At 34.2% G+C, this 16,610-nt stretch carries 17 protein-coding genes; all 17 read right to left on the bottom strand.

Features of this window, described 5'->3' with window-relative positions; all coding sequences use genetic code 11:
* On the bottom strand, positions 1-315 hold a 315-nt coding region (locus tag ACZLXV_RS10230), incomplete at its 3' end, for a LytR/AlgR family response regulator transcription factor (protein ID WP_482383338.1).
* A gap of 78 nt (positions 316-393) precedes the next feature.
* Positions 394-1,395 carry a hypothetical protein gene (locus ACZLXV_RS10225; RefSeq protein WP_482383337.1) on the bottom strand — a complete coding sequence of 334 codons (1,002 nt, stop codon included), beginning with the start codon at positions 1,393-1,395 and terminating at the stop codon, positions 394-396.
* Between the two features lie 390 nt (positions 1,396-1,785).
* Complete coding sequence (locus ACZLXV_RS10220) at positions 1,786-2,988, bottom strand: DUF6345 domain-containing protein (protein WP_482383336.1); 1,203 nt, start codon at positions 2,986-2,988, stop codon at positions 1,786-1,788.
* 137 nt (positions 2,989-3,125) lie between these two features.
* On the bottom strand, positions 3,126-3,269 hold the full coding sequence (locus ACZLXV_RS10215) for an AgrD family cyclic lactone autoinducer peptide (protein ID WP_022224705.1): 144 nt from the start codon (positions 3,267-3,269) through the stop codon (positions 3,126-3,128).
* A gap of 133 nt (positions 3,270-3,402) precedes the next feature.
* Positions 3,403-3,975, bottom strand: a complete 573-nt coding sequence (locus ACZLXV_RS10210) for an accessory gene regulator B family protein (RefSeq protein ID WP_022224706.1) — start codon at positions 3,973-3,975, stop codon at positions 3,403-3,405.
* A 108-nt stretch (positions 3,976-4,083) separates the two neighbouring features.
* Positions 4,084-5,280, bottom strand: a complete 1,197-nt coding sequence (locus ACZLXV_RS10205; RefSeq protein WP_482383335.1) for a CgeB family protein — start codon at positions 5,278-5,280, stop codon at positions 4,084-4,086.
* Positions 5,281-5,371: 91 nt separating this feature from the next.
* Positions 5,372-6,778, bottom strand: coding sequence for an Orn/Lys/Arg family decarboxylase (locus ACZLXV_RS10200; RefSeq protein ID WP_482383334.1), 1,407 nt, complete (start codon positions 6,776-6,778; stop codon positions 5,372-5,374).
* Between the two features lie 13 nt (positions 6,779-6,791).
* Positions 6,792-7,652, bottom strand: a complete 861-nt coding sequence (locus ACZLXV_RS10195; RefSeq protein WP_482383333.1) for a phosphatidylserine decarboxylase — start codon at positions 7,650-7,652, stop codon at positions 6,792-6,794.
* A 322-nt stretch (positions 7,653-7,974) separates the two neighbouring features.
* Positions 7,975-8,655, bottom strand: coding sequence for a CDP-alcohol phosphatidyltransferase family protein (locus ACZLXV_RS10190; RefSeq protein ID WP_482383340.1), 681 nt, complete (start codon positions 8,653-8,655; stop codon positions 7,975-7,977).
* Positions 8,656-8,759: 104 nt separating this feature from the next.
* A complete protein-coding gene (locus tag ACZLXV_RS10185; RefSeq protein WP_482383332.1) occupies positions 8,760-9,785 on the bottom strand; it encodes a lysylphosphatidylglycerol synthase transmembrane domain-containing protein in 1,026 nt (341 codons plus the stop codon).
* Entirely contained in the window at positions 9,786-10,514 is a 729-nt protein-coding gene (locus tag ACZLXV_RS10180; protein WP_482383331.1) for a phosphatase PAP2 family protein, read from the bottom strand.
* A gap of 34 nt (positions 10,515-10,548) precedes the next feature.
* Positions 10,549-10,914 (bottom strand): hypothetical protein, encoded by a 366-nt coding sequence (locus tag ACZLXV_RS10175; protein WP_482383330.1) that lies wholly within the window; start codon positions 10,912-10,914, stop codon positions 10,549-10,551.
* Positions 10,915-10,980: 66 nt separating this feature from the next.
* Positions 10,981-12,297 carry an AAA family ATPase gene (locus ACZLXV_RS10170; protein WP_022224715.1) on the bottom strand — a complete coding sequence of 439 codons (1,317 nt, stop codon included), beginning with the start codon at positions 12,295-12,297 and terminating at the stop codon, positions 10,981-10,983.
* 15 nt (positions 12,298-12,312) lie between these two features.
* Positions 12,313-12,960 carry a YigZ family protein gene (locus ACZLXV_RS10165; RefSeq protein ID WP_482383329.1) on the bottom strand — a complete coding sequence of 216 codons (648 nt, stop codon included), beginning with the start codon at positions 12,958-12,960 and terminating at the stop codon, positions 12,313-12,315.
* Positions 12,942-13,982 carry a lysylphosphatidylglycerol synthase transmembrane domain-containing protein gene (locus ACZLXV_RS10160; RefSeq protein WP_022224717.1) on the bottom strand — a complete coding sequence of 347 codons (1,041 nt, stop codon included), beginning with the start codon at positions 13,980-13,982 and terminating at the stop codon, positions 12,942-12,944. Before ACZLXV_RS10160 ends, ACZLXV_RS10165 begins: the two co-directional genes overlap by 19 nt.
* 46 nt (positions 13,983-14,028) lie before the next feature.
* Positions 14,029-15,729 (bottom strand): hypothetical protein, encoded by a 1,701-nt coding sequence (locus ACZLXV_RS10155; protein ID WP_482383328.1) that lies wholly within the window; start codon positions 15,727-15,729, stop codon positions 14,029-14,031.
* A gap of 44 nt (positions 15,730-15,773) precedes the next feature.
* Positions 15,774-16,592: an ABC transporter ATP-binding protein gene (locus tag ACZLXV_RS10150; RefSeq protein WP_482383327.1), complete on the bottom strand. Its 819-nt coding sequence runs from the start codon at positions 16,590-16,592 to the stop codon at positions 15,774-15,776.
* Between the last annotated feature and the right edge of the window lie 18 nt (positions 16,593-16,610).

Genomic DNA, 16,610 nt, shown 5'->3' with positions numbered 1-16,610 from the left:
TGCATTAACCTTATACCCGGCTAAGGAATATTGAATAAATCCCGTCACAAAAACTATATATGTATTATCACTGTATTTTCGTAATTCATATGCAGTTTTTATTCCATCAATTTCTTTCATACTTACATCTAAAAATACAATATCATATTCTGTCATTGCATTTTTCAACAGGATAAATTCTTCTCCTGACCGGTAAATATCTATTATATAAGGTAATTCTGTTTTATTAATATAATCTTCTACATATTTCTTGATTTTTTCAGCTATGACTTTTTCATCATCACATATGGCAATTCTAATAACATCAGATTTCACACAAATTTCCTCCTAAATCCTATATAAAATTGTATCTCAAACCACCAATGCTGTAAAGAAACATAGCGAAATTCTTTTTTAATGTTGTGCGACAAGCGACTTTACAAACTCTCTTGCATATGCTGCCTTTTTAGTTTTTAGCATATATACATGGTCATCTGTTGATAAACAATCTCCATCAGAAGAAATTGAAAAATGTAATTTTTTGTTTGTTGACAATGTGCACACAAAATAATTATTGGTATCACACGGCATTCCATCGATGATTTTATTATTTTGTGTCAGCTTTTTCAATTCACTTATTTGTTGTTCTTTCAATTCGACACTTTTATTTATGCTTTCATTTTCATAAACTACGCTTTTAATTTGTTCAAATTCTTCTGCAGCAGTTTCTCTATAACCTATCCATTTTTTTATTAAATTTTCAAGCTTGCTGCTTTTCAAATAAATCTGTTTCTTATTTTTTTCTGATTGTATTTTTATTTTCAGGTCCTTCGCAAATTTTTTTTCATCATCTGCCTGAACATCTACACTAAAAAATCCATTTTTATAAAAAGTCAAATTTATTATTCTAAACTCACTATGACTATTTAAGTAAACCATGTGAGCCTCAATATTCCTCCCTTTAATAGCTTTATCCTTTTCAGTAATTTGGGCATTTTCCATAATATCTATAAATTCATTTGCTTCATCCCTTGACACCCTATATCCTTTGTATTTTCTCGCCTGATTTGCCACCGCAATGCCTCGAAACATCCCCTGTGGCAAACATATTTTCTCATTTACAACACTTACTTCAGCCTCATCACGATTAGCACCGTTCAAAACAATATTCTCCGAAAATACTCCCATCGCCAAATAATATTCCGAAACTGTATTTACTTTTGTTATTGTACTATCTGCATCTTTTTCAGATTCATTAGCCTCTCTATTATTAACATTACCTTCAGTTGGTGCAACTGTTGCAATTTCAGGTTCACTATTTTCTTTCGTATTTGTGTTTTTACACCCTGTAAGTCCCATAACTGACACAGTTAATATAACTATAACTCTATATAAAAAAAGTCTTTTATTATTCATTTATTTTTCCTTCCCATAATATCAAATCTAAAAATCTTTATTCGTCAAACTTTTTATTTACTTTATTACCTCTAACAAATGAGCAAAAAGTGTAGAATAGTCACAGTAACTTATACTGAGTAGGCAAATCAAGGTACACTTGCCTAATAAAGCATCATTTTCTTTTGTTTTATAAAGGCTATTAACCCTGTGCTTAACTATGATAATGAACTTTCCATGTCTGGTCTGTTTTGTTCTTACTGACCTACATTGCTACACGAAAATCTAATTTACTCAGACACATACCTTGTTTTGCCGTATTGTTCACATTACTGGTGAAGTTCTTTCAATTTTTCTGCATATACCATTGGCGATTTGTCAATTTGGAATAACCAATATCTTAATCATTTCTTATTTCAATTTGCTCCAATTTATCGTAATATATTTTATTCCATCACTATCAATAATAAAAGTTGCCTTATCATTTAGGAATCCATATCCTTCTTCAATATGTGCAAATGATACTACATACGACACAATCTTATCATCTTTTATTTCTGAAAGTGCATCATCAGCAACAATTGATTCAATTTTCATATTTTTCATTTCTAAATCAATATCTTCTGAATTTAATATATTCTGCTTTACATATCTAGCTATCTGTTTATATAAATCCATTTTACCGATTGCAATTTCTTTTTCGGTAATTTCGCCGCCATCTATACTTATTTTATTACCATTATTCATGATAAAATCATCACATTTAGGTGATATCTGTAATTTTATAGGTTTTATATCTTTTTCTTTCACAATTTTTTTTCTCAATTTTACACTTGCTGTATTTATCACTGTTTCTCCATTTTCTACATTTTTACGAAAGCGTAATATTTTTTTAGAATCCAATTTAGGTCGTGCATAAGTATTGCCTGAAAAACCTGGAAATCTAGAATATTGTACATTTCCTGTATGAGTTAATACTGCATAATTTTTTGCATTTGTATATCCGTTATGAGCATACACATACTCATTTGCTTTAATCCATGACGATTTTACTGACTCTCCCGTTTTTGCAAAATCTAAAAATTTATTAGCAACTTTATTGTCAGCTATTGCAGGTGCTTTGTCATGATACCCGCAAATAACTCGGACTGCTTTATTTCCTAGCATTGCTTTAGCATATTTTTTCAAAGGATTCTTTGATTCTTTATTCAATTGATTACACGCTGCCAAAAAAACAAATTCCAAATTTCCACCTGCCCATGTAAAATTATCTTTGCTAAAAATATTAAAACTACAGCTATTATTGCTGTCTCCAAACAATTGTCCAGTAACCGAACCATGACTCGACCAATATTTAATAGTTTTTGTTTTATCATAGAAGTCACTTTCTGTCATTTTTTTATTTTTCACATCTTTGTAGATACCTGAATAATTACTATCTTCTTTTATAACTCCATCGTATATCGTTTTCGCATCTGAGCCTTTATCTACGGTATAAGTTGTATTTTTATATGCACCAATCGTTTTTCCTGCTGCCAATACCTGTACATTGTTTGTTATTAATAGACAAATACACATAAAAAATATCATTAGTTTTTTTATTTTATTATTCATATTCATTCTCTCCGTTCATTTTTTCCATTTATTTATCAAATAAATCTCTCACCCTGGGTAGAGTTAAAGAGTGAGAGATTTTTGTTCCCAATATTTTCCCTATTATAAAACATTACTATTCTTTTCAATAATTAAACTTACTTTGCGCTTCTTTTTAAAGCTGTTGGTCTTTTTGGCTGATGTAAAATTGCGCAGCATTTAGAATTTCCCTGCTTTTCTTTCTCAACCATTTTTTTCAGTACAGAACCTGAAACCTCTACTGCTTTCTCTTTAATATTCATGCCTGTTCCTCCTTCCATTTTTACTATTGTTAGTTCTAACAACAATTAGAAAATATCATTTATTATTTTACTTTTCAATGCGCATTGCAGTTTTGGAAATTTTATTGCAGTTTTAGAAATATTTTGTCGATTTTTACATTATTTTTTTATGCTGTCCCGTAACAAATGCTGTTATTAGTAAAACAGATGCAAGGATAATAGAAAACTCTATAGATTGAATATACATTCCCGATACCTTGATTTTATTAAAGAAAACAACTATCAAAAATTCTATTATTACAATTAATCTTGCATATTTTTTATTAAATTTAAATTCTTCCTTTTCATAGTCCATATCAGGATGATTTGCTGCTCCTAAAATTAAAATAATAATCGTAGCTATTGCAGACAATATTCCTGATATTGTAAGTGGAATAACCTGTAATTTTATACAAAGTATTACTACCATTTCTATTGCCATTGTACCAAAAAAACACATTTTAAATGAACTCAGATGAAATCCCCCGGTTCTGTTTCTAAGCGAAAAAAAAGATACGATAAATATAACTATGCCTATCGTTTGTTTAAAAAACAAACTTATAAGTATCATTACACTTATCGTAAATATCTTTTCAAGTAAACAATTCAGTTTGTATTTATATATATCCACTTCTCTCTGTGGCATAATTCCATTATTTATTAATAAATTTAAATATTTATCTAACATTCCTATGTACCTCCTGTTTTTTCAAAAGGTATCATCTTTTTTCTCGTATTTCAAGACTTTTTGCAGTTTTAGGAATTTTATTACAGTTTTGGAAATCAACATTCCTCTTTAAATGCTCCCAATTATTTCGGACAATCTCTGTGTATATGTGTGTTCCTCTCTTACTTTTTTACAGCCGTTCTCCGCAATTGCTTTTCTTTCATCCTCATGTACGAGATAATATTTTATCTTTTCAAGCATGTCCTCTCTGTCACTGTAACTCACAAAATCTTCCCCATCAACAAAGTGCATCGCAAAATCACTCTGGTAATTTGTAAGCAAAAATCCGCCTGCACCCATTATGTCAATCGCACGAAGCGGTATTCCGTTTCTTATACTTCTGAGTGTTATATTGAGATTTATCTTGCTATACTTAAATACAAGCGGCATTTCATACATATAATGCACCTCGCCCATGTTCTTTATCCCCTTTAACCACGGTGTTGGTTCTGATGTATAAAGTTTCATCGGTGCTATGCTCTTTCCATTTTCAAGTTTTATATTTTGAAGATTTTCTCCTAAATATTTAAATATGCCTGTTCTGTCAAGCTGCGTCATCTTGCGGCATAAAAAATAATTGGCATAGATATACTCAATGCTCTCCATTCCGTTTTCCTGCACTTTTACCGGCATTGCTGCCATCATCTTTTCCACAATGTCAGGTGTCAGAAGTTCCTCAATAAATGTATAACCGTATATAAGTCTCTGTGATTCCATTATTCCTTCAAGATAGCCTTTTGTGTAATCATCAAGTTTAGGCTCCATTCTGTCATAAAGATTGTGTTCCTCTGTATAAAGTCTTCCGACAAATGATACATCGCTTTCTACAATCTTTCTGTCCTGTGCTGATATACTCATTTTTTCAAGTCTTTTTTCGTTTACCGCCATAGGCATATACCAGACATTTTCTACACCAAGATTTCTAAGTTCCTGAACCATAAGGGAATCAAATATAAATATTCTGTTCACTTTATTAAAAACTGATTTTGAATATGTAAGTATAAGCGGACTGTCATAACACCATGAAAGATACGGAATTTTAATATCATTGCATCCATCTGATATTACCGGATAAAAATTCGATGTAAATACTGCATCCACACTGTTTTCTCTTATATATTTTTTTATTTCTGATTTATATTTTGGGTCAATTCGGTAATTCTTTGGCTCATTTTTATACAATAATACCGAATGCCCCAATTTTTCAAATGTCTCTTTTATATCCTCTACTCCGAAACTTTTCCATGTTGGAAATAATATTTTCATATCCTTATCCACCTTTCACAAACCGTATTTCAGTTTTTATATTTATACACTTCCTATTTTTTCTATATTATATTAAACTTTTCCATTACATTTATATATAACTGTTATCAACTACGTCTATATACTCTATTGCATATTCCTTAAAAATTTTCATCATATTTTCGTCTATTCTCTCCCCACATACAGCTATTGGTATAGCCGGAGGACAGGCTATTGTCTGTGATGCACATATTCTGCCGCAGGCATCGGAAACTCTTACTTTTTTGTATGGTGAAAAAACTGCCTCTCTTATTCCAATCACTCTTTCAGCCCTGCTTAAAACAAGCTTTTTGGGTACAAGTTTTCCTTTTTTATTTCTGAAATCTTTAGTATCTGACGCCCATTTTTCAAGTCTTTCAAAATCTTTCTCATCATTTTGCGGAGTTATCATAAGTACAACAAAATATTTATCTGCATACTCACATTCTATTTTATATTTTCTAAGTTCATCTGCGAGCTCATCACCCTCCATGCCTGCTGCCGCCGTGTCAATCACTATTTTAAGCGGCTCAGTTTCCATAAGGCTTACATTATTTTCTGCAAGAACAGCTTTTGTCTTTTCTATACGCTCAATGCAGTCAGCCAGTTCAGCTCTAAACTTCCCGTCAAGATACCTGTTACACATATCAAGCGACTGCATTATAAGATATGACGGACTTGTCGAACCAAATATTGTCATATAAGAAGCAATATGAGGTGCCAGTCTTTCCCTGTATTTCTCTGACACATGAATGTACGCTCCGCCTGTCAGAACAGGCAGTGTCTTGTGAGCCGAATCACAGCATATGGCAGCTCCGCTTTGTATAGGATGTACTGTCCCGTACTTTTTTTCGTCCAAAAATGCCTGATACGCTCCATGTGCATTATCAACTATCAAAGGAATATCACATTCTTCACAAACTTTTGATATTCCCTCTATATCTGCTGTATTTCCGAGATAATCAGGTGAAGTTATATATACAGCCATCGGCTTTTGTTTTTTTTCAAGTTCACTTTTCACATCATCAGGTGTGACCATGCTTACACATATACTGTCAGCATCTTTTGGATACATAAATTTCACACTCAAATCAAGCAATGCAAGTGCATCTATCATTGACTTGTGTACATTTCTTGCTGCAAGCACGAATGGTTTTGTGCTGCTTATTGTACTTTCAGAACTTTTTTGTTCCTGTCTTATTTTGTAATCCATAAAAACTGCCGCAAGCATTGTCTTTATGCACTGTGATGAACCCTCCGTTGAATAAAATGATGCTCCGCTTCCAAAAAGTTTTGTGGCATTTTCCTGACTTTTTTTTATAATTCCGTCAGCGTGGCTTAATACATCCGCACCATCTATCTCCGTTATGTCCTGTCTCTCGCATCCTATAAATTCTTTTCCCTTATGTCCCGGCATGTGAAATCTTGAAAAATCACTGTCTATATATTTATTTACAAAATCACAGATTGGCGTATCCATCGATTCCTCTTTTCTAAAATTTTTCTCCGATTACATCTCCCATTTTTACAATGGTTTCATAATCTTCTTTTGAATTATTGATAATCTCATCCTTAATCTTTATGCTGTCTTTTGAAAATGCCAGTATAACCGTAGAACCTCCAAATTCAAAACGTCCCTTTTCCTGTCCTCTCGACACATTACATTTCTCATCATTGTTGACTATTCTTCCAACCATCAGGGCGCCGACTTCAATCTGAAGTATTTTACCAAAATTTTCACTGTGCAAAACACTGCATTCTCTGGTATTTTCCTTATATATATCGTACCCTGTCTCAATCGCTACAGGATTTACGGTATGATAAACGCCGTCTATTCTTCTTATCGGACCAAGCTTACCGTTATCTACATACGCATATCTGTGGTAATCGTCCACACAAAGCCTGAAAACAAGCATATAACCGCCATTATAATAATTTGCAAGTTTACTGCTTCTTGTAAGACTTTCAAATGAATACTTTGTACCTTTAATCTCATATTTAGATTTTTCATCTATTTTATAAACCGTAAGTTTGCTGTCGCATGGCGAACAAAGCAGTTCAGGTGTCATATCAAATACTCTTTCACCCTCTTTAATTTTTCTTGTAAAAAAATCATTGTAGCTTTTATATTTCTTATCCTCATACTGCGACATATCTATATTGTTTTTCTCGATAAACGGTTTTATAGCAGGCACCGAAAGCGGACTGTCCATAAATCTGCCGCCAATTTCCGATACTGCTTTACTTGTAAGAAATTTTAAAAGCAGCTTTCCAGCTTCGCTCTTATACATTTTTTCAAGAAATTTATCCTGACTGTTTTGTTCCTTGCTGCAATTTATTCTTTCAAATTCCATTTTAATCCCCATTTCTTATATGATATGATGCAAGGGTCAAAAGCAGATAGCAATGTATGTTTACATACAAATTGCTATCTGGTGGCTTGACCCGCCAAACACCGACAAGTAGCAGATTTGCTTGCAAATATGCGGGATTGGATGTGTTTGCAGGATTGCGAAAATTGCACAGCAATGAAGCAATCCGTGGCATTAATTGTGATCAAAATACCTTTTGACCCTAACATCATTATATTTACTTATTTATTATAGGATAGCAAGTGAAAAATGCTAAGTCAATATATTTACAATGACTTAGCATTTATATTATTATCCATATTCCTTATGATTTAAAAAACTTCCAAAGCGGTTTCTCAAAAAAATGCGGTTTTGGCACTTTATATTTTGAGAACACAACTACTATTATCACTGCAGCTGCCACTAATAATACCAAAAATACAAGTGTCTTATTGTCAGGTTTTTTTAATTTGAAATCAACTATAAACAATGTTCCTACTATTGCAAGCGCAAAGTATAATACAATTACAAATACACAATCACTTATAAATACCTGAAGCATAAAGACAAGTGGCAGTACAATTGCCATTGATGTAATCGGAAGTCCATGATAATACTTATTTGCCCCTTCCTCTACCTGCTGCCTTCTTGTCTCCAACACATTAAAAAATGCAAGTCTTATAACTGAACATATACAATAATAACCTATAACCAGATTTCCAACAGGCCCTCTCACTCCTATAAGAAAACATATAAGTGCCGGAAATATTCCAAAACATACAACATCACAAAGTGAATCTATCTGGACACCATACAATTTTTCATCATCTGTTCTGTTTTTCTTACTTCTCGCTATCTTTCCGTCAAACATATCACAAAGACCTGAAAGTGCAAGACATGTAACTGCGGTCCTGAATCTGCCGTTCATTGCCTGTGTCATACCTATAACAGATATAAAAAGACTGATATATGTAAGTATAACCGTATAATCATAAACCCCTATCAGCTTATCTGTAATTTTCTTTTTCTTAACATTCTCTTTCATAACTATCCTCATTTCTTTCCGGAAAACAACAATTCTGTTGTCTTTCTCATCTGCCACCCTTTTCGCTATTTATCTTTTGTCCCAATACGCAGATATGCAACTACTGTCATAACTGCGCTTATTCCGAGCTGAACATAAAAACTAAGTCCTCTGCTCACTATCATAACAGGCAGTGTATATTTCTTTGTGCATACCTGCACAAATATGTCTTTGAATAATTTTTCACTTATTCCAAGTCCGCCCGGCAGCGGCAGCATATCAACCGCAACCGATATCATTCCCTGTAATGTTATTACAACTCCTGCACTTGTAAAATTAAGCATAAATGACTTATATACAAGATATGTAACCGCAAACAGCAAAAAACGCTGTACGCATGTTATCAAAAAAACATTTATTATAACTCTTATATTTTTATAGAAAAATTCTGCCGCATTTCTGTACTTTTCCATCGCTCTTTCAAGACGTTCTCCATACTTTTTTTCCTTGTCTGTCTTAAACATCCTGTCAAACAGTCTCACGCAAAATAATACTATTCTGCTTGCAAGCGTAGGATGAAATACAAGTATAAGCATACCAAAAACACACACAACATTCAAGAAAATTCCCAAATAGCACCACCCATATATAGGTTTTAAAAGTTCCCATACCGGCTCCGGTCTTAATATCATCACCAAAAGCCCAAGCACTACCAGAACGAGTTTGTATGTTATTGTTACAATGAGTAAAACCATCGTAGATGTCGGCAACGACAATTTATCTTTTTTCATAAAATAAAGCTGTGCCGGCTGACCTCCTGTAGCTGACGGTGTTATGAGTGAAAAGAAAAATCCAACAAACGAATATAAAAAACAATGCGTAAGTTTTACATTTTCACCGAGAACTTTCATCATATAATATATTATCAATGATTCAGATTCGATAAATCCGACTACGAACACTGCACCAAGTATCCAGTATCTGAAATCACCCTGCTTTAAGTACATCAAAAGCTCAGACAGATTTTCACCGTGAAATACTGAATATAGGGTAATAATAAGAACCAGCAGTAAAAATGCTGCATTAAAAATATTTTTCTTTGCTCCTGACATTTATTCTCTCCCAAATACAATATAGTTTACTTTGTCAAACACTTTCCATATTTTCTTGTAGAGATCTGTATGTGTTCCTATAAAATAAGATAGCTCTGCTATCGCCACACCCGCAAACACATCAACAATATAATGCTGCTTTGTAAACTGTGTTGAAGCGAAAACCATTATTGCAAACACCGCTGAAAAAGCTTTATACCATGCCGGTATATGTTTTTGTTTTCTTATACCAATAAAACACATCCAGCTTACAAGGCAGTGTATTGACGGAAATAGGTCGGTAGCCGGGTCAACCGTATATATAAATCTCATAAGTATACTCGAAAGTCCGTTTCCCGTAACCTCTGGTCTTGCATTTGTCGTTGGAAGCAATATAAAAAACACACCACATATAATTCTTGACAGATAATCACCTGTTGCAAATTTATACCAATGCTCCTTTTTTGTTCTCGATATCATTATGTAATTCACAGCCCAAAATGCAAAACATATAAGATACACATATATCCATTCCTTTACAAACGGAAGTTCCTTATCAAACTTCGTTGATAAATCGTAATGTTTCGCATTTTTCATAAGTATCTGTGTTCCCGTATATATCACTGAATTCAATACAAAACATGAAATAAGTGATATAACTGTCTGCTTTGGTATCAGTTTCCCAACCGTTTTTTCATACCATATTGCAAATCCGGTTTTATCTTTCATATTATCTCTTTTATCTCTCATAGTCGAATTTCCCTTATCCCTATTTTTTCTACCGCTAAAAATCGTTATCATCTTCCTCGATAGCCACATCATCATCCGCATCATTGCCATCACTGTCGAAATCTGATTCGTCTTCGTCCGCATCCTCGTCGTTACTGTCAAAATCTGATTCGTCTTCCGCATATTCGTCATCACCATAAATATCCGGTTCTTCTTCATCAGATATGTCAGGATGAAGTACCCTATATATAATAGTGTACGCATAAAGAAGCAGTGGCAGCATAATGGTCAAACCAACACTTCCCATAAAAAGACCATGCGCCTGCGTTTTAGCAAAAATTGCCGCAATAAACGAAACCACATACATGCCAACCAGTATTACACACATTATAATCGCTGCAATCTGTTTTATTTTTTTCACTCAATTCACCTCACAATTCCTAATAATCTTAGTTTTCAATTTTTAACAAATGCTCAACTTGAAAACCTAATTCTTTATTTTATCAAAGTATTCTCTGATATTCTTCTCATAGCCATTTTCCGACGGTACATAAAATTTTCTTCCAACAAGTTCATCCGGAAGATATTGCTGCTCTACATAATGATTTGGATAATCATGCGCATATTTATAACCATTGCCATGGCCAAGTTTTCCTGCACTCTTGTAGTGTGCATCTTTAAGATGATTTGGCACTCCGCTTATCTTCTCATTCTGAACAGATGCCATCGCATCATCTATAGCCATTATTGCCGAATTACTCTTCGGTGCAGATGCCACATATGCCGCTGCCTGTGCGAGCACTATCCTTCCCTCAGGCATTCCGAGTCTCTCAACTGCCTGTGCGGCACTTACTGCTACGACAAGTGCCTGCGGGTCGGCATTTGATACATCCTCAGCCGCACATATCATTATTCTTCTCGCAATAAACTTTACATCTTCACCCGCATACAGCATCCTTGCAAGATAATAAACGGCTGCATCGGGGTCTGAACCTCTCATGCTTTTTATAAATGCTGATATTGTATCGTAATGATTATCACCCGTTTTATCATATCTTACCGGTCTTTTCTGAATACATTCTCCTGCAACTTCAAGTGTTATATGAATAATACCATCCTCACCTCTGTCGGTTGTAAGTATTCCAAGCTCAATTGCATTTAACGCTGCTCTCGCATCTCCGTTTGCCATATCCGCAAGAAATTCAAGGGCATCATCATCTATTTTTGCATTATATGAACCCATGCCTCTTTCTTTGTCATTGACTGCTCTTAGAATAAGTTCTTTTATATCTTTTGTCTGTAATGATTTTAATTCAAATATCCTCGACCTTGATATAAGAGCGCCGTTCACTTCAAAATATGGATTTTCTGTTGTTGCGCCTATCAAAATAATAGTACCGTCCTCGACAAACGGAAGCAGATAATCCTGCTGCCCTTTGTTAAATCTATGAATCTCATCAACAAAAAGAATAGTTTTTTTTCCATACATGCCGGCATTGTTTTTTGCCTTCTCAATAACTTCTTCCATATCCTTTTTTCCGGCACTTGTCGCATTTATCTGTAAAAATTCAGCACTTGTAGTATTTGCAATAACTTTTGCAAGTGTTGTCTTTCCGGTTCCCGGAGGTCCGTAAAATATTATTGAACCAAGTTTGTCTGCTTTTATGGCACGATACAGAAGTTTTCCTTTTCCGATAATATGCTGTTGCCCAACCACTTCATCAAGCGTCTTTGGTCTAAGCCTTGATGCAAGAGGCGATTCATCTTCTTTGCTCTGTTCCCGCATATATTCAAATAAATCCATTAACTTACTGCCTTTCTAAAAGATTACCGGCTCACCGTCAAGCATTGCAAAATAAATTTTTTCATCGTCATTAATCTCTGCCTTGCCCGCCGTTGCTTCAACAATCTTTTTCTTTAGTTCCTCACATTTATCAAGCGGTACTATAAGTGTCATTATAACCTTATCTGTATACTGTGTATCCATTATCGTTATCTGCATGTTTGCAGCAATATACTGCAATTTGCCTACACCATTATAATCTGTGTCAACCACAAATTTCTTTCCCTGCTCCTTAGTGATAATGCTGCTGTTTGCAATCCCCTCTTTCGTCGCTCCGGAATATGCTCTTACAAGCCCTCCCGTGCCAAGCAGCGTTCCTCCAAAATATCTTGTGACAATGACAAGAATGTTTATTATTCCTGCACCTTCAATCACTTCAAGTATCGGCTTTCCTGCCGTCCCCTGCGGTTCCTTGTCGTCACTGCACCTTTTCGTCTGACCGTTTTCACCAATGATATACGCAAAACAATTGTGCCTTGCATCCCAATATTTTTTTCTTGTCTGTTCTATAATTTCAAGAGCTTCATCCTCACTCTCCACTTTAAAAACATTTGCTATAAATCTTGATTTTTTTTCAACAATTTCTCCTGTTCCGCCTTCATAAACTATTTTGTATTCTGACATTTACTCCTCCGTACATTCTGAAATTGTGCAAACATTGATACTGCCGCACTTACTATAACTAACACATAAAAACTTGATCCTCTGCTGAGAAGCATTGCAGATACAGCCATGCTGTGTCCCATAACAGGTGCAAAAAGAGCCACAAAAAATCCTTCATTTGCACCTACTCCACCCGGAAATGGAAGTATATCTATGCATACAGATACAAAGCTCTGAAGCATAATAATCTCCAATACCGAAAAGCCTTTTCCGCCTAATGCCGTATAAACAAACCACGTCACGGCAAAATATGAAATTCTCTGTACACAGGTTGTAAAAAATACAACAACGGCAACCTTCCCATGAGTACGCATATACTCTGCACCATCTTTATATGACTCCAAAAGAGCATCAAGTTTTTTCTCTGCTTTTTCCTTATGTCTCACTATCCTTATTTTATGTAACAGTGTTGTTCCCATATAAGCGAGTTTTTTTGCACCCGTCTTTGAAAAAACTATTATGGAATACAAAACTATCGAAATCACATTTACTGCCATTCCGACAATAAACAGCCACATATATCCGCCGATATATTTTACGGCAAAATTAAAATGAAATAAAAATACATACAGTTCAAATACCACAAGGACTACTTTATATATTATAGTCCAGAAAAGAAGTGTCACGGAAGATGCCCCCGCATTTATCCCTTCTTCATGCATATAGTAAACCTGCATTGGCTGTCCGCCCGATGCTGACGGTGTGATCGCATTAAAGAAAAACCCTATAAATGAATATTTGATACACCTTAATCCCTGTTTTTTGAAATCGAGAGAATAAAGTATTATCTGCATGGAAAATCCCTCCATTATCACATAGACAAGTGCCGCAAGCATTGAAAGAACCATATCAAACTTCTTTGCACCCTTCATCGCATTTAATATGTCATTTAAATCCTGATCTTTTAAAAGCACATAAAATACTGCCGCCAAAAGCACTGCCATAAATATCACATTCAAGTAGTATTTTTTATTTCTAGCCATTATTACTCCCTTTCCCATATCATTTTCATATATAACTAATGATAAGCTATTTCAGTACAAAATGCTTAGGTGCCATAAGATACGCAAGTGCATAACCTGCGATAAGACCTGCAACTGTTACCACCAGAACTATGCTTACGAAATACTGTGGAATCGTGTCTATCTGTAAACAAGAATACGATGCGATATATATCACGCCTTTACATATCGAATATCCGACTCCCGTCTCCTTTCCACCCTCTGTGTATGGCTGGAATATATAGTACATACACAAATACATCACTGAGTAAAAAATACTTAACAATACTATGCATCCTATTATTGACAGAAGCTTCGCCCACTGGTCAATCTTGCCAAGCAGGAATGTATCTATTACAAATCCTACACATAAAACCAAAACCATTGGAAGCTCATTTTTCAGCATAAACCTGAGCCTTATCCTAAAATTTTTCAAAATAGCTTCCGGTTTTCTGTAATATCCGTATTTCAAAAGACTATGGTCACAATTATAAAACAATGCCTTTGTTATATTTCTTCCTGATGTTATGCAATACATAATAAATACCAGAATTGTTATTATATTATCCATTGCTTTCCATAAATCATCTGCAAATGCATTAAATTCCTTTGCCGTCGAACCTGCCTTGAATATAAAAATTGCCACTATACCGGCAGCCATCAGAATAAATGATATAACAGTCTTTATCTTTCTTGGCTTTGAAAATATCCTTTTATGTCTCTCAAAAAATATCGCATTAAGATATTCATATCCCTGTTTTTCTTCAAAAATTCTTTTACCTGTCTCTTTTTCCGTAAGATCATCTGCCTCAACATCTTTATTGACTTTTGAGACATTCTCTGCGACGGTTTTCTGCTGCATTATCGTATTAAATCCTGCAAGTCTCTTTGCAACAAACGGATAATTTTTGTAAGTCACAATATATCTTATCGATGCAATCGCAAGCATAACTGATGCTGAAAGGAATGCAGGATTGGCAGCTATAACAGATATATCCGGAAATACTGCTACATTATATTCGAGCACATATTTTGTGAACAGCAGTATAAAAGGAATCCCATATGCAGCAAAAAGCATTATTCCGACATAAGCATTATATAAAACATTCAACACCTTATTTTTATCTGTAAATGGCATTCCAAACCTGTCATTTAAATACAGTCTTAAAGCTTCCCCTATAAAACGAAATGCTGCAAATCCTGACATATAAAGAAGTGTCGTTTTTATATTTCCATCAAATATATGCTGTGCCACAAGCATAAACACCGTGTAATATATAATCTGCGTTATCTGAGACTTAAACATCTTTATCAGAAAATATTTTCTGGCATCTATTCTCAAAAGTCCCACCATAAGATAATCATTTTCATCACATGCACATATTCTGCTGTTCACAAATGAACCAAGCAGAAAGTTCATAAAGAAAAATATCCAGAATATCATAATTCCGGCTTCATCAAAAACAAATTTATCCTCCTCTAACTTAGCAGCAATTATAATCACTTCCATAAGAACTGCACCAAAAAAATAGATAAACTTATAAAATATATCTTCAATCAATGACAAAATTCCTATAAATACAGCAAGTGTTCTTTTTAATGATATTCTTGCATAAAATTCTTCCGGTATGTATTTTCCAAAAAACGGTATTCTTTTAATAGTATATATAAATCTGTTTATTTTTTCAGCATATGATATCTGCATCTGCTGATACATCAACTCAAACATTCAGACTCCCCCTTCACTATCTGATAAATAGTTCTGCACTCTTCCTAATCATAATCATACGGGTCATAATCCGTATCTGTGGTCTGAATGTCCGGCTGTTTTACTGTCCTGCCTATTTCCATTATAGTATCAACTGGATTTTCTTTAACATCATCGCTTATATCTGCATCTGAACTGAGCATCTCCATAAGTTTTTCTTCAAAATCCGTACTGTGGTAAACCTCTTCTGCCACACCTGATAATTTTCCTCCGTGAAGCAGCACTATCTCATCACATAAATCCTTCGCAAGCTGAAGTATATGTGTAGAAAATATGATGATATGATCTTTTTTCATATCCATGAGCATTTCCTTCATCTCATGTGCAGCAACAACATCAAGTGAAGTAAGTGGTTCATCGAGAAGAATAATATCAGGACTTGCAATAATTGTCGCAAGCATCTGCATCTTGTTTTTCATCCCATGCGAATAACCTTTTATCAGTTTGTCAAGGTCACTTCTTTCAAGACAAACCATGTCCGCATATTCTTCCGGTGTTTTAATATTTTTTATTTTCTTTTTGTTTATGTCAGTAAAAAATTTTATAAACTCATAGCCCGTCAAAAATTCCGGAAGTATAGGTGTTGAATAAACATATCCTATCTTTTCATAATCCATGCTTTCATTGTTTTCTTCATCCTGAATATATATTTTTCCGCTGTCAAAATCCATCTCACCGCTTATGCAGTTAAACAATGTTGTTTTTCCGGCTCCGTTTCTTCCAAGCAGACCATATATCTTTCCTTTTTCAAAAGAATACTCTGCTCCCTTAATAACACTCTTTTCTTCAAAACTTTTAACAAGTTTTTCAATTTTCAATTCCATCCTATTATCCTGTTCTTT

The organism is Butyribacter sp. (genome assembly GCF_056818865.1).
This window is presented reverse-complemented; position numbering and strand designations above follow the sequence as displayed.

What these genes read in the sequence shown, in the direction of transcription:
- ACZLXV_RS10225 (WP_482383337.1), bottom strand. Translation starts at nt 1,395, where the DNA reads ATGAATAATAAAAGACTTTTTTTATATAGAGTTATAGTTATATTAACT.
- ACZLXV_RS10150 (WP_482383327.1), bottom strand. Translation starts at nt 16,592, where the DNA reads ATGGAATTGAAAATTGAAAAACTTGTTAAAAGTTTTGAAGAAAAGAGT.
- ACZLXV_RS10165 (WP_482383329.1), bottom strand. Translation starts at nt 12,960, where the DNA reads ATGTCAGAATACAAAATAGTTTATGAAGGCGGAACAGGAGAAATTGTT.
- ACZLXV_RS10210 (WP_022224706.1), bottom strand. Translation starts at nt 3,975, where the DNA reads ATGTTAGATAAATATTTAAATTTATTAATAAATAATGGAATTATGCCA.
- ACZLXV_RS10155 (WP_482383328.1), bottom strand. Translation starts at nt 15,729, where the DNA reads ATGTTTGAGTTGATGTATCAGCAGATGCAGATATCATATGCTGAAAAA.
- ACZLXV_RS10205 (WP_482383335.1), bottom strand. Translation starts at nt 5,280, where the DNA reads ATGAAAATATTATTTCCAACATGGAAAAGTTTCGGAGTAGAGGATATA.
- ACZLXV_RS10185 (WP_482383332.1), bottom strand. Translation starts at nt 9,785, where the DNA reads ATGTCAGGAGCAAAGAAAAATATTTTTAATGCAGCATTTTTACTGCTG.
- ACZLXV_RS10160 (WP_022224717.1), bottom strand. Translation starts at nt 13,982, where the DNA reads ATGGCTAGAAATAAAAAATACTACTTGAATGTGATATTTATGGCAGTG.
- ACZLXV_RS10215 (WP_022224705.1), bottom strand. Translation starts at nt 3,269, where the DNA reads ATGAATATTAAAGAGAAAGCAGTAGAGGTTTCAGGTTCTGTACTGAAA.
- ACZLXV_RS10195 (WP_482383333.1), bottom strand. Translation starts at nt 7,652, where the DNA reads ATGGAATTTGAAAGAATAAATTGCAGCAAGGAACAAAACAGTCAGGAT.
- ACZLXV_RS10180 (WP_482383331.1), bottom strand. Translation starts at nt 10,514, where the DNA reads ATGAGAGATAAAAGAGATAATATGAAAGATAAAACCGGATTTGCAATA.
- ACZLXV_RS10170 (WP_022224715.1), bottom strand. Translation starts at nt 12,297, where the DNA reads ATGGATTTATTTGAATATATGCGGGAACAGAGCAAAGAAGATGAATCG.
- ACZLXV_RS10200 (WP_482383334.1), bottom strand. Translation starts at nt 6,778, where the DNA reads ATGGATACGCCAATCTGTGATTTTGTAAATAAATATATAGACAGTGAT.
- ACZLXV_RS10220 (WP_482383336.1), bottom strand. Translation starts at nt 2,988, where the DNA reads ATGAATAATAAAATAAAAAAACTAATGATATTTTTTATGTGTATTTGT.